19 protein-coding genes are annotated in these 23,084 nt (G+C 60.1%); 12 read left to right on the forward strand and 7 right to left on the reverse strand.

The window, feature by feature from the left end; translation table 11 throughout:
- Positions 1–3: 3 nt before the first annotated feature.
- Entirely contained in the window at positions 4–207 is a 204-nt protein-coding gene (locus tag EQV97_RS16050) for a hypothetical protein (protein WP_240889253.1), read from the forward strand.
- Between the two features lie 3 nt (positions 208–210).
- Here EQV97_RS16050 and EQV97_RS16055 read toward each other — a convergent pair whose 3' ends face one another.
- The 3 genes from EQV97_RS16055 to glnA form a co-directional block, all read right to left on the reverse strand.
- A complete protein-coding gene (locus EQV97_RS16055; RefSeq protein ID WP_276614300.1) occupies positions 211–831 on the reverse strand; it encodes a DUF4124 domain-containing protein in 621 nt (206 codons plus the stop codon).
- On the reverse strand, positions 828–1,337 hold the full coding sequence (locus EQV97_RS16060; protein WP_122841444.1) for a DUF4124 domain-containing protein: 510 nt from the start codon (positions 1,335–1,337) through the stop codon (positions 828–830). Before EQV97_RS16060 ends, EQV97_RS16055 begins: the two co-directional genes overlap by 4 nt.
- A gap of 232 nt (positions 1,338–1,569) precedes the next feature.
- Positions 1,570–2,976, reverse strand: a complete 1,407-nt coding sequence (gene glnA, locus EQV97_RS16065; protein WP_045061991.1) for a type I glutamate--ammonia ligase — start codon at positions 2,974–2,976, stop codon at positions 1,570–1,572.
- A 332-nt stretch (positions 2,977–3,308) separates the two neighbouring features.
- Between glnA and thiI the strand changes: the two genes are divergently transcribed.
- Positions 3,309–4,763 (forward strand): tRNA uracil 4-sulfurtransferase ThiI, encoded by a 1,455-nt coding sequence (gene thiI / locus EQV97_RS16070; protein ID WP_122841445.1) that lies wholly within the window; start codon positions 3,309–3,311, stop codon positions 4,761–4,763.
- 139 nt (positions 4,764–4,902) lie between these two features.
- Positions 4,903–6,723 carry a translational GTPase TypA gene (gene typA / locus EQV97_RS16075; RefSeq protein ID WP_122841446.1) on the forward strand — a complete coding sequence of 607 codons (1,821 nt, stop codon included), beginning with the start codon at positions 4,903–4,905 and terminating at the stop codon, positions 6,721–6,723.
- Positions 6,724–6,920: 197 nt separating this feature from the next.
- Here the strand turns inward: typA and EQV97_RS16080 are convergent, their stop codons facing one another.
- Positions 6,921–7,361 (reverse strand): YkgJ family cysteine cluster protein, encoded by a 441-nt coding sequence (locus EQV97_RS16080; RefSeq protein ID WP_045062033.1) that lies wholly within the window; start codon positions 7,359–7,361, stop codon positions 6,921–6,923.
- Positions 7,362–7,620: 259 nt separating this feature from the next.
- Here EQV97_RS16080 and EQV97_RS16085 point away from each other — a divergent pair, with 259 nt between their 5' ends.
- The 5 genes from EQV97_RS16085 to EQV97_RS16105 all read left to right on the forward strand — a co-directional run bounded on the left by EQV97_RS16085 (position 7,621) and on the right by EQV97_RS16105 (position 16,628).
- Complete coding sequence (locus EQV97_RS16085) at positions 7,621–10,071, forward strand: glycogen/starch/alpha-glucan phosphorylase (protein WP_122841447.1); 2,451 nt, start codon at positions 7,621–7,623, stop codon at positions 10,069–10,071.
- 162 nt (positions 10,072–10,233) lie between these two features.
- Positions 10,234–13,449 (forward strand): DUF2339 domain-containing protein, encoded by a 3,216-nt coding sequence (locus tag EQV97_RS16090; RefSeq protein ID WP_240889254.1) that lies wholly within the window; start codon positions 10,234–10,236, stop codon positions 13,447–13,449.
- Positions 13,446–14,819, forward strand: coding sequence for a DUF3999 domain-containing protein (locus EQV97_RS16095; RefSeq protein ID WP_240889255.1), 1,374 nt, complete (start codon positions 13,446–13,448; stop codon positions 14,817–14,819). Before EQV97_RS16090 ends, EQV97_RS16095 begins: the two co-directional genes overlap by 4 nt.
- Before the next feature lie 193 nt (positions 14,820–15,012).
- On the forward strand, positions 15,013–16,023 hold the full coding sequence (locus EQV97_RS16100; RefSeq protein ID WP_122841450.1) for a class 1 fructose-bisphosphatase: 1,011 nt from the start codon (positions 15,013–15,015) through the stop codon (positions 16,021–16,023).
- A gap of 2 nt (positions 16,024–16,025) precedes the next feature.
- Entirely contained in the window at positions 16,026–16,628 is a 603-nt protein-coding gene (locus EQV97_RS16105) for a DUF924 family protein (RefSeq protein WP_122841451.1), read from the forward strand.
- 116 nt (positions 16,629–16,744) lie between these two features.
- Here the strand turns inward: EQV97_RS16105 and EQV97_RS16110 are convergent, their stop codons facing one another.
- Both EQV97_RS16110 and EQV97_RS16115 read right to left on the reverse strand, forming a co-directional pair.
- Entirely contained in the window at positions 16,745–18,637 is a 1,893-nt protein-coding gene (locus tag EQV97_RS16110; RefSeq protein ID WP_205896078.1) for a methyl-accepting chemotaxis protein, read from the reverse strand.
- Positions 18,638–18,791: 154 nt separating this feature from the next.
- Positions 18,792–18,944, reverse strand: coding sequence for a hypothetical protein (locus EQV97_RS16115; RefSeq protein WP_163019555.1), 153 nt, complete (start codon positions 18,942–18,944; stop codon positions 18,792–18,794).
- A gap of 30 nt (positions 18,945–18,974) precedes the next feature.
- On the opposite strand from EQV97_RS16115, the gene EQV97_RS16120 reads away from it, so the two are divergent.
- Together EQV97_RS16120 and EQV97_RS16125 are read left to right on the forward strand one after the other, a co-directional pair.
- On the forward strand, positions 18,975–19,229 hold the full coding sequence (locus EQV97_RS16120; RefSeq protein ID WP_225569287.1) for an outer membrane protein assembly factor BamE: 255 nt from the start codon (positions 18,975–18,977) through the stop codon (positions 19,227–19,229).
- A gap of 31 nt (positions 19,230–19,260) precedes the next feature.
- The gene (locus EQV97_RS16125; RefSeq protein ID WP_122841454.1) at positions 19,261–19,830 is read left to right on the forward strand and encodes a lipocalin family protein; all 570 of its coding nucleotides are present in this window, start codon (positions 19,261–19,263) and stop codon (positions 19,828–19,830) included.
- A 122-nt stretch (positions 19,831–19,952) separates the two neighbouring features.
- On the opposite strand, the gene EQV97_RS16130 is transcribed toward EQV97_RS16125, so the two are convergent.
- The gene (locus EQV97_RS16130; protein ID WP_240889256.1) at positions 19,953–21,317 is read right to left on the reverse strand and encodes a formimidoylglutamate deiminase; all 1,365 of its coding nucleotides are present in this window, start codon (positions 21,315–21,317) and stop codon (positions 19,953–19,955) included.
- A gap of 146 nt (positions 21,318–21,463) precedes the next feature.
- Here EQV97_RS16130 and hutC point away from each other — a divergent pair, with 146 nt between their 5' ends.
- A complete protein-coding gene (hutC, locus tag EQV97_RS16135) occupies positions 21,464–22,174 on the forward strand; it encodes a histidine utilization repressor (RefSeq protein ID WP_172435301.1) in 711 nt (236 codons plus the stop codon).
- Positions 22,171–22,737 (forward strand): HutD family protein, encoded by a 567-nt coding sequence (locus EQV97_RS16140; protein WP_240889257.1) that lies wholly within the window; start codon positions 22,171–22,173, stop codon positions 22,735–22,737. Before hutC ends, EQV97_RS16140 begins: the two co-directional genes overlap by 4 nt.
- The last annotated feature ends 347 nt before the right edge of the window (positions 22,738–23,084 follow it).

The following is a 23,084-nucleotide window of genomic DNA, read 5'->3' on the forward strand; positions in this document are numbered from 1 at the left end:
GGCGTGCGCAAGAAAAAAGCGTTTGTGACTGGAAAATGCAAAAAACAAACCAAGGCTCTGAAAAGAAGCGTCGATCGCCTGAAACAGGCGTTTGACGCTCTTTTGCGTGGCGTTTTGCCAGCTTCGACGGGTAGTTTCGAACCAAAATGGGATGAGAAGTGGGTACTGCGCCTCTGTGCGCACCAATATAGTGCGCAAGCAGACTGAGGGCTAAAAGAACTTCAGAAAGGGATTTTTCTCCTCTTCGGGTTTGTCCTTGAGCGGGCACTCCGGGCGCTGGCCGAAGTCGGTAAGGGCGCAGGGTTTGACCTGGCGTTTCTGGGCAAGGGAAATTCGCAGCATATGAAAGGGCTGGTTGGCGGTGCGCTCTACGGTGCGTCCTTGCTGGTCGAGGATTTCAACGGACAGGTTGTGAGTGCCGCGATCGACGTTGGTCAGGGCAAAAACCGGGCTGAGGCCGGGTTCGGCGGTGGGTTTGCCGTCCAGCAGCAGGCGGTACCGGTGACCCCGTTGCAGGCCGGGCTCGCTGGTCACACTGACGATCAGTTCACCGGCGCTGCTGCGCAGCGTGGCGTCAGGTTCGGGTACCAGCACCCTCAGCAGGTCGTAGCGAAAAAGGGAGGGCGCTGCGGCTTGTTGTCTGGGTGTCGCCGGTTTGGCGTTGCCCGGATTGGCGGACATGCGATTACCCGGCACCAGCGGTACGCGCTTCGCGTTGCCGGAGCCGGGCTGATCGGTGAAGACCCGATTGCCCTGGGCATCGACGTAGGTAAATATTTCTGCCGACGCGGGCAGCGCAATCAGCAGTCCGGCCAACAGCCACCCTTTCAAGGCTTGTGGACTCGCTGCACGGTGAAGGTCACGGTCGGGCTTTGCTGCACGACGTTTTCCCCGCTGATCACCTGTACCGCGAGGCTGTGGGTGCCACGATCGATGTTTACCAACTGCAGGACTGGCACGTTGCCAGGCTGGCCGTAGGGCTGGTCATCCAGCAGCAGCCGGAACAGATGCGGGCCCTGCAGGCGTGGTTTGATCAACACGTTCACGGTGAAGGTGCCGTTATTGGCGCGTAACGCTTCGCTGGTGGGCAGGTTGGTCAATTCCAGCACTTCGTATGCGCTGCGCGGCTGTTCGTCAGTGACGGCGTCAACAGGCGGCGCAGCGGGTGGTTGTGATTCGACGCTGTTTAGCGGAGGTAGCTCGACCGGCTGCGCCACGACGCCATCGGGCGGTTGGTTGCTGTAGGCGGTGTTGCCATTGGCGTCGGTGTACTTGTAGATCTGCGCTGCGGCGGGCAGGGCAATCAGCAGCAACAACAGTAAAAAAACACGACCCATAAAATCGACCAGAAGCGAAGGCGTTGGGGTGCAGCATAGGTCAGGGCTGGCGCTTGACCCAACTCGTTAATATTTCGGTATGAAAAAGCAGGAGCAAAGATCGCAGCCTTCGGCAGCTCCTACGCGCCTGTGGGCGCTGCCGAAGGCTGCGATTTTTTGATCTTGTACGCATAAAAAAGGCCTCCCGAAGGAGGCCTCTTTTTGTCACGCCGCGAGTGCTGGCGCTACCGGATCAGCAGCTGTAGTACAGCTCGTATTCCAGTGGGTGTACGAAGGTGCGGACCTTGATTTCTTCTTCGCTTTTCAGAGCGATGTAAGCGTCGATGAAGTCGTCGGAGAACACGCCGCCTTTGGTCAGGAACGCGCGACCTTTGTCCAGCTCTTCCAGGGCTTCTTTCAGGCTGCCGCAAACTTGTGGGATCTCTTTGGCCTCTTCAGGCGGCAGGTCGTACAGGTTTTTGTCAGCTGCGTCGCCAGGGTGGATCTTGTTCTGGATGCCGTCCAGGCCAGCCATCAGCAGTGCAGCGAAGCCCAGGTACGGGTTGGCTGCTGGATCCGGGAAGCGGGCTTCGATACGGCGAGCGCGTGGGCTCGACACGTAAGGAATACGGATCGAAGCGGAACGGTTGCGAGCCGAGTAGGCCAGCATGACCGGTGCTTCGAAACCTGGGACCAGACGCTTGTAGGAGTTGGTCGACGGGTTGGTGAAGCCGTTCAGGGCCTTACCGTGCTTGATGATGCCGCCGATGAAGTACAGGGCGGTGTCGGACAGGCCGGCATAGCCTTCACCTGCGAAGGTGTTCTTGCCATCTTTGGCGATGGACAGGTGAACGTGCATACCCGAGCCGTTATCGCCGTACAGTGGCTTAGGCATGAAGGTCGCGGTGCGGCCGTAGGCGACAGCAACGTTGTGTACGCAGTATTTCAGGGTCTGAACTTCGTCAGCCTTGGCTACCAGGGTGTTGAACTTCACACCGATTTCGTTCTGGCCGGCAGTCGCCACTTCGTGGTGGTGAACTTCGATGGTCAGGCCCATTTCTTCCATGGCGTTGCACATGGAGGTACGGATTTCGTGGTCGTGGTCGAACGGTGGAACCGGGAAGTAGCCGCCTTTGATACCTGGACGGTGGCCATGGTTGCCGCCTTCGATGTCCTGGTCGGACATCCACGAACCTTGTTCGGAGTAAATCTTGAACATCGAGCCGGAGATGTCGGACTTGAACTTCACTTGGTCGAAGATGAAGAATTCTGGCTCCGGGCCAACGAATACGGTGTCGCCGATACCGGTCGACTTCAGGTATTCCTCGGCGCGGTGGGCGATGGCGCGCGGGTCGCGGTCATAGCCTTGCATGGTCGACGGGTCGATCACGTTGCAGACCAGGATCAGCGTTGGGTCTTCGGTGAACGGGTCGAGAACGGCCGTGCTGTCGTCTGGCAGCAGGATCATGTCGGAGGCTTCGATGCCTTTCCAGCCAGCGATGGAGGAACCGTCGAACATTTTTCCTTCTTCGAAGAAAGCTTCATCCAGCGCGTCGCGAGCCGGCATGGTCACGTGGTGCTGAGTGCCTTTGGTGTCTGTGAAGCGCAGATCAATCCACTTGACGTCATGATCTTTGATGAGTTGAACCGACTTCGACATAGTGTCCTCCGGGTGGCTTCGGGCTTTGGTAGTGGATGGCCCTTGGAATGTGGGTGATGCCGGCGCGAATACTCTGCCAAGGCAACCTGCCTCACAAGGGAGCAAATTGCATGCCAGTGCCCCAGCATGGGTTTTTCGCCCCATATTCACGCTTATATAGATGTATGGCGTTCATAAACGGCAAAACTCGCCCCTTTATGTGGCGCATAATCACACAAATGACCCGTTTTGGTGCGCGGCAAAGGTTCTGCATATTAACTGGTTAAACCTTGAGCAATTTCCGCTATAATCCGCGCCCCCCTTTTTCGGCTGGCCCAGCGCGCGCTGTTTTCATGAAACTAATCGTAAAAGTCTTCCCCGAGATCACCATCAAGAGCCGCCCGGTACGGATGCGTTTCATCCGCCAGTTGGCCAAGAACATCCGCACCGTGCTCCGCGACCTGGACCCGGCCGTGGTGGTGAACGGTGTGTGGGACAATCTCGAGCTGGAAACCCGCGTGAGCGAGCCCAAGGCCCTGAAGGAGATGACCGAGCGCCTGAGCTGCATGCCGGGCATTGCGCATTTCCTGCAGGTCGACGAGTACCCATTGGGTGACTTCGACGACATCGTCGCCAAGTGCAAGCTGCACTTCGGTGATGCCCTGGCCGGGAAGATTTTTTCGGTGCGCTGCAAGCGCGCCGGCAAGCATGAATTCAGCTCCATGGATGTCGAGAAATACGTCGGCAGCCAGCTGCGTCGTCAGTGCGGCGCCGCCGGAATCTCGCTGAAAGAGCCGCAAATCGAAGTTCGTATCGAAATTCGCGACAAACGGTTGTTCGTGATCCACAACCAGCACAACAGCATCGGCGGTTATCCGCTGGGTGCCCTGGAGCAGACGCTTGTGCTGATGTCCGGTGGCTTCGATTCAACGGTGGCCGCCTACCAGATCATGCGCCGCGGGCTGATGAGCCATTTCTGCTTCTTCAACCTGGGCGGGCGGGCCCATGAATTGGGGGTGATGGAGGTCGCGCACTTCATCTGGAAGAAGTACGGCAGCTCCCAACGCGTGTTATTTGTCAGTGTGCCGTTCGAGGAAGTACTGGGAGAAATTCTCGGGAAAGTCGATAACAGTCATATGGGCGTAGTTTTGAAGCGTATGATGTTGCGCGCTGCTTCCCGTATTGCCGATCGGCTGGAGATCGAGGCGCTGGTCACCGGTGAAGCGATTTCCCAGGTGTCGAGCCAGACGCTGCCGAACCTGTCCGTGATCGACTGCGTGACTGACAAGCTGGTCTTGCGACCGCTGATCGCCAGCCACAAGCAGGACATCATCGATCTGGCCAACGAAATCGGTACGGCCGATTTCGCCAAGCACATGCCGGAATATTGCGGGGTCATCTCGGTGAACCCCAAGACCCACGCCAAGCGTCCGCGCGTGGAGCACGAAGAGAAAGAATTCGACATGGCGGTTCTCGAGCGTGCGCTTGAGAACGCCAAGCTGGTACCGATCGATCGCGTGATCGACGAATTGGGCCAGGACTTGCAAATCGAAGAAGTCGGCGAAGCACTGGCAGGTCAGATCGTCATCGACATCCGTCATCCGGATGCCGCTGAAGACGAGCCGCTGGACCTCGCGGGCATTGAGGTACAAACGATGCCGTTTTATGCATTGAACGCTCGTTTCAAGGAACTGGACCCTACTCGCCAGTACCTGCTGTATTGCGACAAAGGCGTGATGAGTCGCCTGCATGCCCACCATTTGCTCAGTGAGGGGCATGCCAATGTGCGCGTTTATCGACCGAGCTAAGAGCCCGGGGCTGTTTGCCTGTGGCCTGCGTCACCGGCCCCCCGACTCTGCCGTCAAGCTGTAACGGCAAGGCCTGACTCTACTGTTAATCGCTGCCAAGACTTGTCAGCACACCGAATCCTCTGATCGAGATACACAAGTGATCGAAAATCTACGCAACATCGCCATCATTGCTCACGTTGACCATGGTAAAACCACCCTGGTAGACAAACTCTTGCGTCAATCCGGCACCCTGGAGCGCAACGAGCTCAACGACGAGCGCGTGATGGACTCCAACGACCAGGAGAAAGAGCGCGGTATTACCATTCTGGCGAAAAACACCGCCATCAACTGGAACGGCTACCACATCAACATCGTGGACACCCCGGGCCACGCCGACTTCGGCGGCGAAGTTGAACGCGTAATGTCGATGGTTGACTCCGTTCTGCTGCTGGTTGACGCTCAAGACGGCCCTATGCCGCAAACCCGTTTCGTGACCAAGAAGGCTTTCGAAGCCGGCCTGCGTCCGATCGTGGTCATCAACAAGGTTGACCGTCCAGGCGCGCGTCCGGACTGGGTTCTGGACCAGATCTTCGACCTGTTCGACAACCTCGGTGCCACCGAAGAACAGCTGGACTTCAAAGTCGTCTACGCCTCGGCCCTGAACGGCATTGCCGGTCTGGATCACACCGACATGGCTGAAGACATGACTCCGCTGTACCAGTCGATCGTCGACAACGTACCAGCACCGAAAGTTGACCGTGACGGCCCGTTCCAGATGCAAATCTCGGCACTGGACTACAACAGCTTCCTGGGCATTATCGGCGTTGGCCGTATCGCTCGTGGTCGCGTCAAGCCGAACACCCAGGTTGTTGCGATCGACGCTGACGGCAAGCGCCGTAACGGCCGTATCCTGAAACTGATGGGTCACCACGGTCTGCACCGCATTGACGTTGAAGAAGCAGCTGCCGGCGACATCGTCTGCATCAGCGGCTTCGAGTCGCTGTTCATCTCCGACACCCTGTGCGACCCACAGAACGTTGAAGCGATGAAGCCGCTGACCGTTGATGAACCAACCGTTTCGATGACCTTCCAGGTTAACGACTCGCCGTTCTGCGGCCGTGAAGGCAAGTTCGTCACCAGCCGTAACATCAAAGAACGTCTGGACAAGGAACTGCTCTACAACGTTGCCCTGCGCGTTGAAGAAGGCGACACCGCCGACAAGTTCAAGGTCTCCGGCCGTGGTGAGCTGCATTTGTCCGTACTGATCGAAACCATGCGTCGCGAAGGCTTCGAAATGGGTGTTGGTCGTCCGGAAGTGATCATCCGCATGGTTGACGGCGTGAAGCACGAACCGTACGAAAACGTGACCATCGACCTGCCGGAAGAATCGCAAGGTTCGATCATGGAGCAGATCGGTATCCGTAAAGGCGACCTGACCAACATGGTTCCGGATGGCAAGGGCCGTGTGCGCCTTGAGTACAACATCCCGGCACGTGGCCTGATCGGTTTCCGTAACGAGTTCCTGACCCTGACCTCCGGTGCAGGCATCCTGACCTCGATCTTCGACCGTTACGACGTGATGAAGTCCGGCGACATGTCCGGCCGTCAGAACGGCGTGCTGGTTTCGGTTGCTACCGGTAAGGCTCTGACTTACTCGCTGGAAACCCTGCAAGCTCGTGGCAAACTGTTCCTGGGTCACGGTGAAGACGTGTACGAAGGTCAAATCGTCGGCATCAACAGCCGCGACAACGACCTGGGCGTCAACCCAACCAAAGGCAAGAAGCTCGACAACATGCGTGCTTCGGGTAAAGACGAAACCATCGCTCTGGTTCCGCCTATCCGTTTCACCCTGGAACAAGCTCTGGAATTCGTTCAAGAAGACGAATTGTGCGAAGTCACTCCTAAGTCCATCCGTCTTCGTAAGAAGATCCTGGGCGAAAGCGAGCGTACCCGCGCTGCCAAGAAGTCCGGTAACTAAGTCGTTTAGTTAGCAGACAAAAAAACGCCCCCCATCGCGAGATCGGGGGCGTTTTTGTTTGTCTGGGATTTCGATGTTGTCAGGGCCGATGCCATCGCTGGCAAGCCAGCTCCCACAGTGTTCAGCGTCAAACACCGCAATTACTGTGGGAGCTGGCTTGCCAGCGATGAGGCCCGGTCAGTCAGCGAGATTCTGGATCAGAACTTCTCAAGGGTACGCCGCGAGCTGCTGGTCTCGCGCACCACTTCCTTGGGCTTGTAAGCGCAATACCCTGGCCGCGGCCCGATCTTGGGGTGATTGCGGCAAGTATCCGGGCGCTTTTCATAAATAGTGCACAGACGGCTCTTACGATCCAGGTACAGGCAATCGTTGTTGCTCATGCGCTGAAGGGTGAAGATCTCGGTCTTCTGGCTGTAACGCTCGACGATCCCTTCCTTCTGCAGACGCTTGGCAATGTTTTTCGCCGGCTCGCCGCGCTCGAATTCGTCGACGATGCCGATCCGGATCAGGTCCTTGATCTTGACCTCGACCGGCAGGGTGCAGCAGCTGGACACACAAGAGCCGCACATCGGTGCAGAATACTTGGCCCAGGTATCGAGGCGATCGATCTCCGCAGCGGCGATCAGGTTGGGTTTCATCATCGGTTGTTACCAGCGTGTGCATCAGGGCGCGCGATCATACCGGGACTGGTGGATTTTTGAACAACCTTTCGCCAGTTTTTTTCCTGCGCGGCTTATCGGCTTCGTTAATCCGGCACGGGCCCTGCATTCTTTCCGGCATACGACAAGGTAATGTCGACCTATCTCGCACTAACGGGAAAAACTGCCGAACCAGACTCTCCACGGCCTGTCAGACCGTCTAGGCTCAACTACTCCACGCTCGCTCGAGGTCTTATCGATGACTCAAGAACCACTTGTTCGCGAAGCAGAGGTGGCCGCATTCCGCGACGCCGTCTTGACCAAACTCACCTACGCGGTGGGCAAAGACCCGGATCACGCCTTCGACCACGACTGGTTCGAAGCCATTGCCCTGGCGGCGCGCGATCACATGGTCGAGCACTGGATGGATCACACCCGGCAGATCTACCGTAAAGGCCAGAAGCGCGTTTATTACCTCTCGCTGGAATTCCTCATCGGCCGTCTGCTCTATGACAGCCTGAGCAACCTCGGCCTGCTTGATGTTGCGCGCGAAGCGCTGACCGAGCTGGGTGTCGACCTTGAACGTATCCGCCTGCTGGAGCCTGACGCGGCGCTGGGTAACGGCGGCCTCGGGCGCCTGGCCGCGTGCTTCATGGAAAGCATGTCGACGCTCGGCATCGCCGGCCATGGCTACGGCATTCGTTACGAGCATGGTTTGTTCCGCCAGGCCATCGTGGATGGCTGGCAGCAGGAGCAAACCGAGCATTGGCTGGACTTCGGCAACCCGTGGGAGTTCGAGCGCCCGGAAGTGGTTTACCCGATCGGCTTTGGTGGCAGTGTCGAGACCGTCACTGACGAGAACGGCAAGACCAAGCAGGTCTGGACACCGGCAGAAACCGTTCGCGCCATTGCCTACGACACCCCGGTTGTCGGCTGGCGCGGGGCGAGCGTCAACACGCTGCGGTTGTGGCGCGCCCGCGCCATGGAAGATCTGCACCTGGAGCGCTTCAACGCCGGTGACCACCTGGGCGCCGTTGCCGAGGTTGCCCGGGCCGAAAGTATTTCCCGTGTGCTTTACCCGGCGGACAGCACAGAAGCCGGGCAGGAACTGCGTTTGCGCCAGGAATACTTTTTCGTGGCTGCTTCCTTGCAGGACCTGCTGCGCCGCCACCGCAACATGCACACCTCGGTGCTGACCCTGGGTGACCACGCGGCGATCCAGCTCAACGATACGCACCCATCGATCGCCGTAGCCGAACTGATGCGCCAACTGGTCGACGTCTATGACGTGGCATGGGATGCCGCGTGGCAGGTGACGGTCGATACGCTCTCGTACACCAACCACACGCTGCTGCCCGAGGCGCTGGAGACCTGGCCGGTCGGCCTGATGGAACGCATGCTGCCGCGACACATGCAGATCATCTACCTGATCAACGCCCAGCACATCGACTCGTTGCGGGCCAAGGGCATACACGACTTCGACGTGTTGCGCGCGGTGTCGCTGATCGAGGAAGACAATGGCCGCCGCGTGCGCATGGGCAACCTGGCGTTCCTCGGTTCCCACAGCGTCAATGGCGTGTCCGGCCTGCACACCCAGCTGATGCGCAAAACCGTGTTCTCCGAGCTGCACAAGCTGTACCCGGAGCGGATCAACAACAAGACCAACGGCATCACCTTCCGCCGCTGGCTCTACCAGGCCAACTCCGAGCTGACTTCAATGCTGGTGAATGCCCTGGGTCCGGACCTGCTGGACAACCCGGAAGAGCGCTTGCTCGAGCTTGAACCCTTCGCCGAGAAAGCCGCCTTCCGCAAGGCGTTCGCCGAGCAGCGCCTGCACAGCAAGAAGGCCCTGGCCTACATCATTCACGAGCGCCTGGGTATCGCCGTCAACCCGGCGGCGATGTTCGACGTGCAGGTCAAGCGGATCCACGAGTACAAACGCCAGCTGCTCAACCTGCTGCACACCGTGGCGCTTTATCAGGCGATTCGTGCCGAGCCGGAAATCGACTGGGTACCCCGCGTGAAAATTTTCGCCGGCAAGGCGGCTGCCAGTTATCACCAGGCCAAGTTGATCATCAAGCTGACCAACGACATCGCTCGTGTGGTCAACAACGACCCGACCGTGCGCGGTCTGCTCAAGGTGGTGTTCCTGCCCAACTACAACGTCAGCCTGGCGGAAAGTATTATTCCGGCGGCGGACTTGTCGGAGCAGATTTCCACGGCGGGCTTCGAGGCGTCGGGTACCAGCAACATGAAGTTCGGCCTGAACGGCGCGCTGACCATCGGTACCCTCGACGGTGCCAACGTGGAGATGTGCGAGCGCATCGGTGCCGAGCACATGTTCATCTTCGGCCTCAGTGCCCAGCAGGTTGAAGCGCGCAAGCAGAACCACGAGTTCAATGCGACGCCGGACATTGCAGCGTCCCATCGACTCAACGATGTGCTGCAGGCGATTCGCGGCGGGGTGTTCTCGCCGGATGATCCATCCCGTTACGCGGGCTTTATCGATTCGCTGATCGACTACGACCGCTTCCTGGTCTGCGCCGATTTCGACTCCTACTGGGACGCGCAGATGCGGGTCGAAGCGCACTGGCACGATTCCAACGAATGGTGGCGTTCGGCGGTGCTGAACACCTCGCGAATGGGCTGGTTCTCGTCCGACCGGACGATTCGCGAGTACGCCACTGATATCTGGAAAGCGTTGGAGTAAGTAGCCGCCCGGCTGGATATAATGGCGCCGGAAAGATCGCAGCCTTCGGCAGCTCCTACAGGGGGACGTATTCCTGTGTAGGCGCTGCCGAAGGCTGCGATCTTTTCGTGTCGGGCTGCGCTAATCTTCCCGGATTGGCCACTGCGCTTAGGGATATCGACCATGCAATGGATTTTCATGCTCATAGGGCTGGTGCTCGGCTGGGTGCTCGACGAGTCGTTGGGCGATGCGCTATTGGGTGCGTTACTCGGCCTGGGTATCGGGCAGGCCATTCGTATCGGCCGTCTGGCCTTGCAAGCCACCGAGCAACAGTTGCAGCTACAGAAGGCGCAAGTCGACCTGCTGGCGCTGCAGCAACGTCTGGCTTCGCTCGAAACGTCCGGCACGAGGGCGCCGCAGGCACCGGAGCCTGCTCCTGAGTTCATGCTTGACGACATCCCTGTTGAAGCGCCCGAACTTGTCTGGGAGCTTCCACCCGAGCTCGAGCCGATTACCGTCGCAGCCTCTGAAGCGAGGCCTCCGCCGCCCGTCGATGCCTGGAGGGCCGAACCGGTCGCCCGCGAACCCCTGGAGCCAGCGATTCCACGCGGCCCCACCTTCATCGAACGGGCTATCGATGGTGCCCGTGCCTGGTTATTCGGCGGCAACACCGTGCTGCGGGTCGGCGTGGTGCTGTTGTTCCTCGGGCTGGCGTTCCTGCTGCGGTACGCCACCGAAGGCATGGTAGTGCCGATCGAGTTGCGGTACGCCGGGGTGGCGGCGGCTGCGTTGAGCCTGCTTGGGCTGGGTTGGTGGTTGCGCACGCGCAACAATAACTATGCGCTGATACTCCAAGGCACCGGGATCGCGGTGCTGTACCTCACGGTGTTCGCCGCGATGCGCCTGCATCCGCTGCTGGACCCGACCGCAGCCCTGGGCCTGCTGGTGGCGGTGACAGTATTTTCCGCCATCCTCGCCATCCGGCAGGACTCCCTGGGCCTGGCCGCCGCTGCGGCACTGGGCGGTTTTGCCGCGCCACTGCTAACTTCGACCGGCGCCGGCAGCCACGTCGCGTTGTTCAGCTACTTCGCGCTGCTCAATGCCGGCATCCTCGCCATCGCCTGGTTCAAGGCCTGGCGGTTACTCAACGTGATCGGCTTTGTTGGCACCTTCGGCATCGGCTTCACCTGGGGCCTGCGTTCCTATACGCCGGAGCTGCTGTGGAGCACCGAGCCGTTCCTGATCCTGTTCTTCCTGATGTACCTGGCCATCGGCCTGCTGTTCGCCCGTCGCAAATTGCTGGAGATGAGCGACACTCCCGAGGACGACAGTCGCGATGCGCTGTTGCGCTGGTCGGCGCGCAAGGGCGATTACGTCGACGGCACCCTGCTCTTCGGCCCGCCGCTGGTGGGCTTTGGCCTGCAGTTTGTGCTGGTCCAGCATCTGGAGTTGGCCGCTGCGTTCAGTGCCCTGGCATTGGGCATGATCTACATGGGCCTGGCCCGCTGGCTGATGGGGGCCCGGGCGCTGTTGTTGGCGGAAACCTGTCTCGCCCTCGGGGTGATCTTCGCCAGCCTGGCGATTCCCCTGGGGCTGGATGCACGCTGGACGTCTGCGGCCTGGGCTATTGAGGGGGCCGGTATCCTCTGGCTTGGCCTGCGTCAGCAGCGAACATTGGCCCGCGCCTTTGCCTTGCTCTTGCAGCTGGGCTCGGCGCTGATGTTTCTCAGCGAGCTGCGATTCGGTGACAGCAGTTTGCTCCAAGGCGCAATGCTGGGCGCGTTGATGCTTGGCGCGGCGCTGTTGTTCAGCTTCCACCAATTGCGCACAGCGTCTGCTGCGCACACTGCACCTTGGGAACGTAAGGGGCTGCCGGTGCTCGCGTGCCTGGGCCTGATCTTCCTCTATCTGTTGGCGCCGCTGTTTTTCCTGACCCAGGGTACGGCGATCAGTTGGGCGTTGGCCGGCCTGGCGACCTTGGTTGTCGGCCTGCGCCTGCCGTCGCGCACGTTCCTGTTCACGGCATTTGCCGTCCAGTTGCTGGGTGGCGCGGGTTTCGCGCTGTCGGCTGCGGGATTTTTCGCTCAGTTCGCCAGCGAAGGTTTGCGTCCACTGGCGCACACCGGGTTCTGGACGCCAATGGCTTTGGGCCTGGCAGCGTTCGTCGGGGCCTGGTGCCTGCAGTTTGGCAACCCTGCAGCGAGGTTCGGTGCGTTCAGCCTGAAGCGGTTGTCCGACGTATTGCTGGTGTGGGGCGCGGGTTGGTGGGCGATCGCCTGGGGTATGGACATCCAGCGTTTCGCTGCAGTGGACCTGCAAGCGACATTGTTGCTGGCCGTCCTGGCGGTGAGCGTCGCGCTGTGGACGGTGCTCGCTCTGCGCCTGCAGTGGGCCTCGCTGGGGTTGCTCTGTCTTACGCTGATACCTGCTGCCGCCCTGGTGCTGCTGGACGCGCTGCATGGCCGTTTTCATCCGGCTGCCGATTTTGGCTGGCTGGTGTGGGTCGCGGTGTTCGCCGTGCATTTCATCTCGCTGCGGCGACTGGCTGCGCGGGTGCCCGAGCGCGCACTCGGCATCGCCCACGTGCTCGGCTGCTGGCTGCTGATCGGCGTGCTGGCCCTGGAGTTGCGCTACGCCTTGCTGCTGTTGTCCGAGCAGTACAATGCCTGGCGCTGGCTGGGTTGGGCGATTCTGCCGAGCGTCTACCTGGTGCTGATGGTGGCGCCGCGCAGCTGGCCATGGCCGGTGGCGGCCTATCCCCGCGAGTACCGGGTCTATGCGGCCGCGCCACTGGCGCTGTTGATGCTTGGCTGGTTCTGGCTGGCGAACAGTGTCAGCGACGGTTCGGCCGACCCTTTGCCCTATGTACCGTTGATCAATCCGCTGGAATTGGGCCTGTTGTTTGCGCTGTTCGGCGTATTCATCTGGGCGCGCAGTGCAGTGGCGCAACTGGCGCTGCGCAGCAACTATTTCAACCAGGCTGCGCAGATGATCGCAGGCGTCTCGCTGTTCGCCTTCTTCACCGTCCTGGTGATGCGCACCGCCCATCATTGGGCTGGCGTGCCATTCCAGCTCGATGCATTGCTTGAATCCATGCGGGTGCAGGCCGGGCTGTCGATCGTCTGGACCTTGATGGCACTGAGCCTGATGATTGGTGGTCACCTGCGTCATCGGCGCGAGGTCTGGTTGATCGGCGCCGCGCTGATCGGTGTGGTGGTTGCCAAGTTGTTCTTTGTTGAGCTGAGCAACCGTGGCGGGTTGGCGCGGATTGTGTCGTTCATTGGGGTCGGGGTGTTGCTGCTGGTGGTGGGCTATTTCGCCCCGCTGCCGCCCAAGCGCGCCGAAGCTGCGGCGGAGGCGGATAAACCGGCCCCGCAAACCGAAGGAGTTTCGTCTTGAGTCAGAAGCTGAGCCTGGGTTGGTTGGGCGTTGTTGCGCTGGGCGTGACGCTGTCGGCCGGCGCCCAGGAAAAACCGGCAGACTTCAGCACCCAGGTGCCGTTGTCGATCAGCGGTGAGGGGCCGTGGTATCGCCTTGATCTACCGATGAGCGTGCAATTGAATGCACGCCAGACCGATCTCGCAGATGTACGTGTGTTCAATGCCGCAGGCGAGCCACAGGCCTATGCCCTGGCTCGGGAATCGGCGCAGGCCAGCGAGAAGCCAGTGCTGACCGACGTGAAATGGTTCCCGCTGTACGCCTCCGCCGACTCCACTGAGCGCGCTCCGAGCGTGAAGGTGCGATCGAGCGGTGACGGTACGCTGGTGGAAGTGCAACCAGCCGGTCAACTCGAGGCGGGCGAAGAAGTGCTGCGCGGCTGGTTGCTGGATGCCAGCGGGATCAAGGCGCCCCTGCAGCAGTTGATACTCGACTGGACCAGTGAGCGCGACGGCTTCCAGCGTTTCACCATTGAGGCCAGCGACGACTTGCAGCACTGGCAATCCTGGGGAGAAGGGCAGGTGGCTCGGCTGACCTTTGCCGACGAGCGGGTGGAGCAGCGTGAGGTGGGGTTGCCGGGGCAATCGGCGCGGTACCTGCGCCTGCTCTGGAACACGGCGCAGTCGGCGCCTGTCCTGACCTCGGCGCAACTGGAAAGCGCCAGCGGGCGCAGCTTGCCGCTGCCGTTGGTCTGGTCGCAGCCGTTGGGCGCCAGCAGCGCCAAGGCTGGTGAGTACATCTGGCAGTTGCCGACGGGGCTGAACGTGGAGCGCATCCAGGTTGAGTTGGATCAGGCCAACAGCCTGGCGCCGGTGACGGTGTCCGGGCGTCGGGAAAGCAGCCTGCCGTGGCGGCCGTTGGGCAGCGGTTTGTTGTACCGCCTGACCCAGAATGGCCAGGATGTGGTGCAGAACGAGTTGCAGTTGGCCGGGCAGACCGTCCAGCAGTTGAAGCTGGTCGTCGACGAGCGCGGCGGTGGCTTGGGCGCGCAGGCGCCGACCCTGAAATTTGCCGTGCGCTCTACGCTGCTGGTGTTCCTGGCACGCGGGGAGGGGCCTTACACCCTGGCGCTTGGCAGTGCGACGGCGAAGGCGGCGAACCTGCCGTTGTCGACGCTGATCCCGGATTACAGCGCGCAAAAGTTGGCGGCGCTGGGCAAGGCATCCGTAGATGCCGGAGTGGTGGTGGCGCCGACGTCTACAGTGACCACTGCTGCCACCGCCGCCACCAACTGGAAGACATTCGGGCTGTGGGCGGTGTTGCTCTTGAGTGTGGTGTTTCTGGCGGCGATGGCATTCAGCCTGTTGCGCAAACCGCCGGCGAATTCCTGAGAAGACTGACTTTCTGACAAAGAAATTCTCTAAACGGCCAACCTGTCCAAGCTCACATCCTTACCTGTTTCGAACTACGCTAAACCCCGCGCATGAACTCTATTGGGCATCTCACGTCTGATAGGAGGAAATGCGCCCCGACTCGCGTTAAACTGCGCGGGTTTCCAGCCCCCCCATTCCACCGGAGCCTTCCATGTCCCGCGTTACCCTGAGTCGCTATCTGATTGAGCAGACCCGCAGCAACAACACTCCTGCCGATCTGCGTTTCCTGATTGAAGTGGTGGCGCGCGCTTGTAAAGAAATCAGCCACGCCGTATCCAAAGGCGCCCTGGGTGGTGTTCTGGGCAGCATGGGCACTGAAAACGTCCAGGGCGAAGTGCAGAAGAAACTCGACGTGATCTCCAACGAGATCCTGCTCGAAGCCAACGAGTGGGGTGGTCACCTGGCCGGCATGGCGTCCGAGGAAATGGACAATGCCTACCAGATCCCGGGCAAATACCCGAAAGGCGCCTACCTGCTGGTATTCGACCCACTGGACGGTTCGTCCAACATCGATATCAACGCGCCAGTCGGCACCATCTTCTCGGTACTGCGTTGCCCAACTGAATACCTGAGCCAGAACGAAGCCCTGAACGAAAAGGCCTTCCTGCAGCCAGGTACCCAGCAGGTTGCTGCCGGTTACGCGATCTACGGCCCGCAAACCATGCTGGTGCTGACCCTGGGTGATGGCGTCAAGGGCTTTACCCTGGACCGTGAAATGGGCAGCTTTGTCCTGACCCACGAAGACATCACGATTCCTGAAAGCACCCAGGAATTCGCGATCAATGCCTCCAACCAGCGTCACTGGGAAGCTCCGGTACAGCGCTACGTTGGCGAACTGCTGGCTGGCGATGAGGGCCCGCTGAAAAAGAACTACAACATGCGCTGGGTTGCCGCGATGGTGGCCGATGTGCACCGTATCCTGACCCGTGGCGGCCTGTTCATGTACCCACGCGACAGCCGTGAGCCGTCGAAGCCGGGCAAATTGCGCCTGATGTATGAAGCCAACCCGATGTCGTTCCTGGTGGAACAGGCCGGCGGCGCTTCCACCGATGGTCACCAGCGCATTCTCGACATCCAGCCGGAAGGCCTGCACCAGCGCGTAGCGGTGTACCTGGGCTCGAAGGAAGAAGTCGCCCGCGTAACGGCTTACCACAAGGAATAAACATGACCGCGCCCTGGCAGCCGTTGCTCGAATGGTGGTTTGGCTCAGCCCAGGCCCCCAGCGATGTAGCGGCTGACAAGGGCAAGTTATGGTTCGGCAAGCACGACCGCCAGGACCTCGAGGCGCAGACGCGTTTCGGGGACTGGGTCGAGCAGGCGCTGGCCGGCGGATTGACTGACTGGGCGCAACGCCCCGACGGTTGGCTGGCCCTGGTGCTGTTGCTCGATCAGCTGCCACGCATGATCTATCGCGACTCTCCCAAAGCCTTTTGCGGTGACCTCAGGGCTCAAGCCTTGGTAGCCCAAGGCATTGCTGCGGATTTTGATCGGCAGTTGCAGCCGATTCAGCGGGTATTCATCTACCTGGTGTTTGAGCATTGCGAGAATCTGGCGGTGCAGAACGAGGCGGTTTCGCGGTACATCGATCTGGTTAACCAACAACCGGAGGGTGATCAGGCGTTGTTTACCGATTACCTGAATTACGCCGAAAAGCATCAGAAGGTGATTGCGCGGTTTGGGCGGTTTCCGCATCGCAATGCAGTGTTGGGAAGGGATTCGACGGCTGAAGAGTTGGCGTTTCTTTCGGGGCCTGGTTCAAGGTTCTAGATTTTCCTTGCGGCTGATGCCGTCATCGCCAGCAGGCTGGCTCCCACATTGGGTTTGTGTCGTTCACAATCCCCTGTGGGAGCCAGCCTGCTGGCGATGGGGCCCGTGAAAGCAGTTTAAATCCTGAAGCTACCCACCAACTGTTTAAGCCGCGCCGCCTGCTGCTCCAGATCCGAGCATGCCCGCAACGTCGACTGCAAGTTCTCCACACCTTCCTGATTCAGCATGTTGATCTCGGTAATGTCGACATTGATCGACTCCACGACCGCCGTCTGTTCCTCAGTGGCCGTCGCTACCGACTGGTTCATGCCATCGATCTCACCGATACGCTGGGTCACGCTACCCAGGCGCTCCCCGGCCTGGTTGGCGATGCCGACGCTGCTTTCGCTCTGACGCTGGCTATCGGTCATGGTGCTCACCGCTTCCCGGGCGCCGACCTGCAGTTCCTCGATCATCTTCTGTACCTGCTGCGCCGAGTCCTGGGTGCGGTGCGCCAGGTTGCGTACCTCATCGGCGACCACGGCAAACCCACGCCCGGCTTCACCGGCACGTGCCGCTTCGATAGCTGCGTTCAGGGCCAGCAGGTTGGTCTGCTGGGAGATGCTGGTGATCACTTCCAGAATCTGCCCGATGTTCACCGTGTTGCTGTTAAGCGTTTCGATGTTGCCGCAGGAATCGCTGATCTTCGCCGACAGCTGTTGCATCGCGGCAATGGTCTTGTCGACCACCTGCTGGCCGTCTTCGGCCAGGGCCCGTGCATCGCTCGAATGTTGCGAGGCGAGGGCGGCATTCTGGGCGATTTCCTGGGCGGCGGCCCCCAATTCGTTGATCGCCGCAGCCACACTGCTGGTGCGCGATGCTTGCTGGTCGGAGTTGAACATCGACGAGTTCGAAGCTGCCACTACGCGCAGGGCGACTTCGTTGACCTGGCCGGTGGCGGACGCCACTTCAGTGATGGAAGTATGGATACGTTCCACGAAGCGGTTGAAAGAAGTGCCCAGCGCGCCGAATTCGTCATGACCGTGGATAGTCAGGCGCCGGGTCAGGTCGCCTTCACCTTCGGCGATGTCGTGCATGGCACGGCCCATGGTCAGCAGCGGTTGCATCAGGAAGCTGATGAGCATGCCCAGCAGCGCAATGATGATCACCACCGCAATCACCATGGCAATGATCGCCGAGGTGCGGAATTCGCTGAGCATCGCGAACGCGGTTTCCTGGTCGAGCACCAGTGCCACGTACCAGTCCGCCGAAGGCACACCGTTGACGTGAGTGAAGGAGATGAACTGGCTTTTACCGTCGATCTCGACCTCTTTCAGGCCCGGGCTCACGGTCGGTGCCCCATTGGGGTAGGCGTCGGCCAGGCTCTTGAGGACAAAGTTGCTGTCCGGATGGATCAGGATCTTGCCGTCGGCGCTGACGATAAACGCATGGCCGTGGCCACCGAAGTTCAGCGAGTTGATGATCGCGCTGACGCTGGACAGGTCGATGTCTGCACCGGCGACGCCAATCATCTGGCCCTGGCGTTGCACTGGCGTTGCCACCGTGATCACCAGTTTGCCTGAGGACGCTGCGATGTAGGGTTCAGTGACCACCGTTTGTTGTGCACTGTTGGCCGCTTTGTACCAGCCGCGGGCGCGGGGATCGTAGTCGGCGGCGCGATTGCCGGCCGGGACCGAGAACATCACGCCGTCGCTGCCGCCGAAATAGCTCAGCTGGAAATTGCTGGTATAGGCCGGCAGGTCGATAGCGCGCTTGAGGCTGGCGGGCGCTGAGCCGTCGATTGCAATCTGCTGGGACAGCGATTGCAGCAACTGAATGCGGCTTTCCAGCCAGGTCTGGATATTACTGGTGGTCAGGCTGCCCAGTTCCTGCATCGATGCTTCGGTACTGCTGCGCAGGGTCTGGCGCTGGCGGTAGTCGTTGAACAGGATGAAACAGGCGAATGCAACGGCCACCACGAGGGCGGCAGCCAGCAGGATCTTGTGGCTGAACTTCATGTTTCTGGTCATTAAGTGAGCTACCGCGGAGGGACTGGTGTGGTCGCGATTTGCTCGTGCGAGGGAGTTTGATAATCGCGTGTCGTGAATCGAACCGCGTTATCGTTGGCATCCATCGCGAGCAAGCTCGCTCCTACATGATGTGTCGACCGCACCGCGCCAAAGATTAGGCGTCCTGGTGCAAAATTGACGAAATGATGAATGGCGCGGCAAAGTCGCTGATTTTTCGGAACATGGCAGACGAGTGGCTCGACAAATAGCCTGCCGGCCGGGGAACCAGATTGGGGTTTTCTCTTCTAAGCTTCTGCTTGGCAGCCATGCCAACCCCCTTCGCCCCAGGAGCTACACCATGTCGCTGCGCTCTATCGCCCTGCTTTCGTTCTGCGTGCTGTTGGCCGCATGCAGCAAGGTCAATCAGGAAAACTATTCGAAGTTGTCCTCGGGCATGCCTAAGGCGGAGGTTGAATCCTTGCTGGGCAAGCCTACCGATTGCTCCGGCGCGCTCGGTATGTCCAGTTGCACCTGGGGCGACAAGAACAGCTTTATCAGCGTGCAGTACGCCGGTGACAAAGTGTTGATGTTTTCTGGCCAAGGCCTGAAGTAAACCGGGGCTTCGCGCCCACGGGAGAAAAACAATGAAGCGGTTATTATTTGTTCTTTTGGCCGGCCTGGTATTGGCCGGCTGCGCCACTTCTGGCGATGAGTCGCTGGCGCCGAAAACGGTCGACAGCGTCAACCTGAAGAAATATCAAGGCACCTGGTATGAGCTGGCGCGCCTGCCGATGTACTTCCAGCGCAACTGTGCGCAATCCGAAGCCCGTTACACCCTCAAGCCCGACGGTAATGTGCTGGTGCTGAACCGCTGCCTGACGGCGGATTGGCAATGGGAAGAGGCCAAAGGCACCGCCTGGCCACAAGTGCCAGGCAAGACCGACAAGCTGTGGGTCGAATTCGACAACTGGTTTTCGCGCTTGCTGCCGGGTGTAGCGAAGGGCAATTACTGGGTGCTGTACGTCAGCGACGACTACAAGACTGCCATTGTTGGCGATCCGAGCCGTCGTTACCTGTGGTTGCTGTCACGCAGCCCCACCGTCAACGGCGTAACGCGCGAAGAGCTGCTGAGCAAGGCACGACAGCAGGGGTACGACACCACGCGATTGATCTGGCGTGCTTCCGACAGGCAGATGGCGAAGACTTCGAACTAGCGGGCACCGAAGATCAAAACTGTGGGAGCGAGCCTGCTCGCGATAGCGGTCTGTCAGCCAATATCTCTGTTGGATATGACGGCCTCATCGCGAGCAGGCTCGCTCCCACATTTCGTTTTGCGTTAACCCAATAGATCGCGCAGGACTTGGGTGAACGCACGGCTGCTTTCTTCTTCGCCGGCATGGCGCCCGTCGCGCACGACCCACTGGCCATTGACCAGCACATCGCGCACCTGGCGATCGCCACCGGCAAACAGCCAGCGATTGAGAATGGCGTCACCGCTGGCTGTTGCCAGGTACGGATCGTTGCCATCGAGCACCAGCCAGTCCGCCCGCTTGCCGACTTCCAGTGCGCCAATTGGCTGACCCAGGGCCTGGGCGCCGCCATCCAGTGCCGCGTCATATAGCGTGCGGCCAACCATCGGTTGATTGGCGCCATACAGGCGGTTACGCCGCTGGTCACGCAGACGCTGGCCGTATTCCAGCCAGCGCAACTCCTCCACCACGCTCAATGACACATGGCTGTCGGAACCGATCCCCATGCGCCCGCCCTGAGCAAGGAAGTCCACCGCCGGGAAAATACCGTCGCCCAGATTGGCTTCAGTCGTCAGGCACAGGCCGGCAATGGCGCGACTCCTGGCCATCAACGTAACCTCTTCCAAGTTGGCGTGGGTCGCGTGGACCAGGCACCAGCGTTGGTCGACTTCGGTGTTTTCGTATAGCCATTGCAGTGGCCGACGACCGCTCCAGGCCAGGCAGTCATCGACTTCCTTCTGCTGCTCGGCAATATGAATGTGCACCGGGCATTGGGTGTCGCTGGCGGCCAGTACTTCGCTGATCTGCTGGGGCGTGACGGCGCGTAACGAGTGGAAACACAAACCCAGGGACTGCGCCGGCTGCCCGGCCAGGATCGGCTGCAGGCGCGACTGCAGCTTGAGGTAGTTCTCGGTGCTGTTGATAAAGCGCCGCTGACCCTCGTTCGGCGCCAGGCCGCCGAAGCCGGAATGGCTGTAGAGCACGGGCAGCAGCGTCAGGCCGATGCCGGCGGACGCCGCCGCCTGGCTGATACGCAGCGCCAGTTCTGCAGGATCGGCATAGGCCTGGCCGCTGGTGTCGTGGTGCACGTAATGAAATTCGGCGACCGACGTATAGCCCGCCTTGAGCATCTCGATGTACAGCTGACGAGCGATGACGCCGAGCTGCTCCGGGCTGATTTTTCCGACGAGACGGTACATCAGGTCGCGCCAGGTCCAGAAACTGTCGTTCGGGTTGCCTGCCACTTCCGCCAGCCCGGCCATCGCCCGCTGGAATGCGTGGGAGTGCAGATTTGGCATGCCCGGCAGCAGCGGCCCCTTTATCCGTTCGGCGCCATCTGCTTGAGAATTGGCCTGGACATGGGTCAGCACGCCATCGGCGCTGACCTCAAGACGTACATCATTGGCCCATCCGTTAGGCAGCAGCGCGCGTTCGGCAAAGAAGGCGGACATGGTTCAGCACCCCATCGTGTGTTATTTGTATATACATATACAGACGTTTGCCTCGTCGGTAAACTCCGGCAAGCTAGCAATCTCATCCAGATGAACAAGGATTAACCGTGCCGACTCCGCCTGCTGTCTCTCCGTTGGCCGCGAACATGGGCGACAGTCCGGCGCCCCTGTACGCCCGCGTCAAACAGATGATCACCCAGCAAATCGACAGTGGTAACTGGCCGCCGCATTACCGCGTGCCGTCGGAAAGCGAACTGGTCAGCCAGCTGGGTTTCAGCCGCATGACCATCAACCGTGCCCTGCGCGAGATGACGGCCGACGGCCTGTTGGTGCGTATGCAGGGTGTGGGTACGTTCGTTGCCGAGCCGAAAAGCCAGTCGGCCTTGTTTGAAGTGCACAACATCGCCGACGAAATCGCCTCTCGCGGCCATCGTCACACCTGCAAGGTGATCACCCTGGAAGAAGAGGCTGCCGGCTCCGAGCGTGCACTGGCGCTGGACATGCGCGAAGGCCAGAAGGTATTTCACTCGCTGATCGTGCACTTCGAGAATGATATTCCGGTGCAGATCGAAGACCGTTTTGTTAACGCGCTGGTGGCCCCGGATTACCTCAAGCAGGACTTCACCCTCCAAACGCCGTACGCCTACCTGAACCAGGTCGCACCGCTGACCGAAGGCGAGCATGTGGTCGAGGCGATACTGGCTGAGGCCAGCGAATGCAAGCTGCTGCAAATTGAAAAGGGTGAGCCATGCCTGCTGATTCGTCGCCGGACCTGGTCGGGGCGTCAGCCGGTGACTGCCGCCCGGTTGATCCACCCCGGTTCCCGTCATCGTCTGGAAGGTCGGTTCCATAAATGAACATGAAGGTTTTACGCGCTAAAGATTACCCACGCATGCCGTGGAAAAACGGCGGTGGCTGCACTGAGGAAATTACCCGGGATGCGGGTACGGGCCTGGATGGTTTCGGCTGGCGCCTGTCGATTGCCGATATTGCCGAGTCGGGCGGCTTCTCGATGTTCGCCGGTTACGAGCGCGTGATCACCGTGCTGCAAGGCGAGGGCATGACCCTGCGCGTTGATGGCCAGGACACACGGCCATTGTTACCGCTGGACCCGTTTGCCTTTAGCGGCGAGAGCCAGGTGTCCTGCACATTGCTCGACGGGCCGATCCGCGACTTCAACCTGATCTATGCGCCGCAGCGCTACAGCGCGCGGTTGCAGTGGCTGGATGGCGAACAGCGGTTTTTCAGTTCGGCCGGGACGGTGCTGGTGTTCAGCATTGCCGAAGCGCTGCAAGTGAAGGTTGGTAACAGTGACGCGCAGTTGGGGCGCCATGATTGCCTGCAACTTGATGGGAATGCCGGTTTAATGGAAGTCTTCAGTAACGGGCCGTGCTGTGTGATCGAGCTGATCGCACGCTGATTCGCAATCCTTAAAAGATCGTCCGATCGCGGCCCGAGCCTTCGGACGATCTTTTGCTTTTCAACGTTCCAAATCGCGCACCACTTTGTTACCGAACGCCCCAGCGTGGCGCAAGTCCCGGTTGAAGTAACAAGCTATCCCTCTCTCGAAAAATCCTCGCGAAAAATTTCATCTTCCTCAAAGCCCTTGATCTACAGGCTCTGCGCCCCGCTCAGGATTTTTCTTGAACAGCCATCCAGCAAGTTGGCCGCTTGATTGCATATGCTTGTATGTACAAGTAAAGACGTATGCGTATGAGTCGATCAGGACTCCTCGCAGCGTCAACTGATTCGCTTGTGGCGCAACGA

This window comes from Pseudomonas sp. TMW22090 (assembly GCF_022496665.1).
In the GTDB taxonomy this organism is placed as follows: Bacteria; Pseudomonadota; Gammaproteobacteria; order Pseudomonadales; family Pseudomonadaceae; genus Aquipseudomonas; species Aquipseudomonas gregormendelii.

Coding starts and splice junctions, on each gene's coding strand:
- thiI (WP_122841445.1), top strand. CDS start 3,309: ATGAAACTAATCGTAAAAGTCTTCCCCGAGATCACCATCAAGAGCCGC.
- EQV97_RS16115 (WP_163019555.1), bottom strand. CDS start 18,944: ATGGCTGCCAAGCAGAAGCTTAGAAGAGAAAACCCCAATCTGGTTCCC.
- EQV97_RS16110 (WP_205896078.1), bottom strand. CDS start 18,637: ATGACCAGAAACATGAAGTTCAGCCACAAGATCCTGCTGGCTGCCGCC.
- glnA (WP_045061991.1), bottom strand. CDS start 2,976: ATGTCGAAGTCGGTTCAACTCATCAAAGATCATGACGTCAAGTGGATT.
- EQV97_RS16140 (WP_240889257.1), top strand. CDS start 22,171: ATGAACATGAAGGTTTTACGCGCTAAAGATTACCCACGCATGCCGTGG.
- EQV97_RS16105 (WP_122841451.1), top strand. CDS start 16,026: ATGACCGCGCCCTGGCAGCCGTTGCTCGAATGGTGGTTTGGCTCAGCC.
- EQV97_RS16085 (WP_122841447.1), top strand. CDS start 7,621: ATGACTCAAGAACCACTTGTTCGCGAAGCAGAGGTGGCCGCATTCCGC.
- hutC (WP_172435301.1), top strand. CDS start 21,464: ATGGGCGACAGTCCGGCGCCCCTGTACGCCCGCGTCAAACAGATGATC.
- EQV97_RS16080 (WP_045062033.1), bottom strand. CDS start 7,361: ATGAAACCCAACCTGATCGCCGCTGCGGAGATCGATCGCCTCGATACC.
- EQV97_RS16120 (WP_225569287.1), top strand. CDS start 18,975: ATGTCGCTGCGCTCTATCGCCCTGCTTTCGTTCTGCGTGCTGTTGGCC.
- EQV97_RS16060 (WP_122841444.1), bottom strand. CDS start 1,337: ATGGGTCGTGTTTTTTTACTGTTGTTGCTGCTGATTGCCCTGCCCGCC.
- EQV97_RS16125 (WP_122841454.1), top strand. CDS start 19,261: ATGAAGCGGTTATTATTTGTTCTTTTGGCCGGCCTGGTATTGGCCGGC.
- EQV97_RS16090 (WP_240889254.1), top strand. CDS start 10,234: ATGCAATGGATTTTCATGCTCATAGGGCTGGTGCTCGGCTGGGTGCTC.
- EQV97_RS16130 (WP_240889256.1), bottom strand. CDS start 21,317: ATGTCCGCCTTCTTTGCCGAACGCGCGCTGCTGCCTAACGGATGGGCC.
- EQV97_RS16100 (WP_122841450.1), top strand. CDS start 15,013: ATGTCCCGCGTTACCCTGAGTCGCTATCTGATTGAGCAGACCCGCAGC.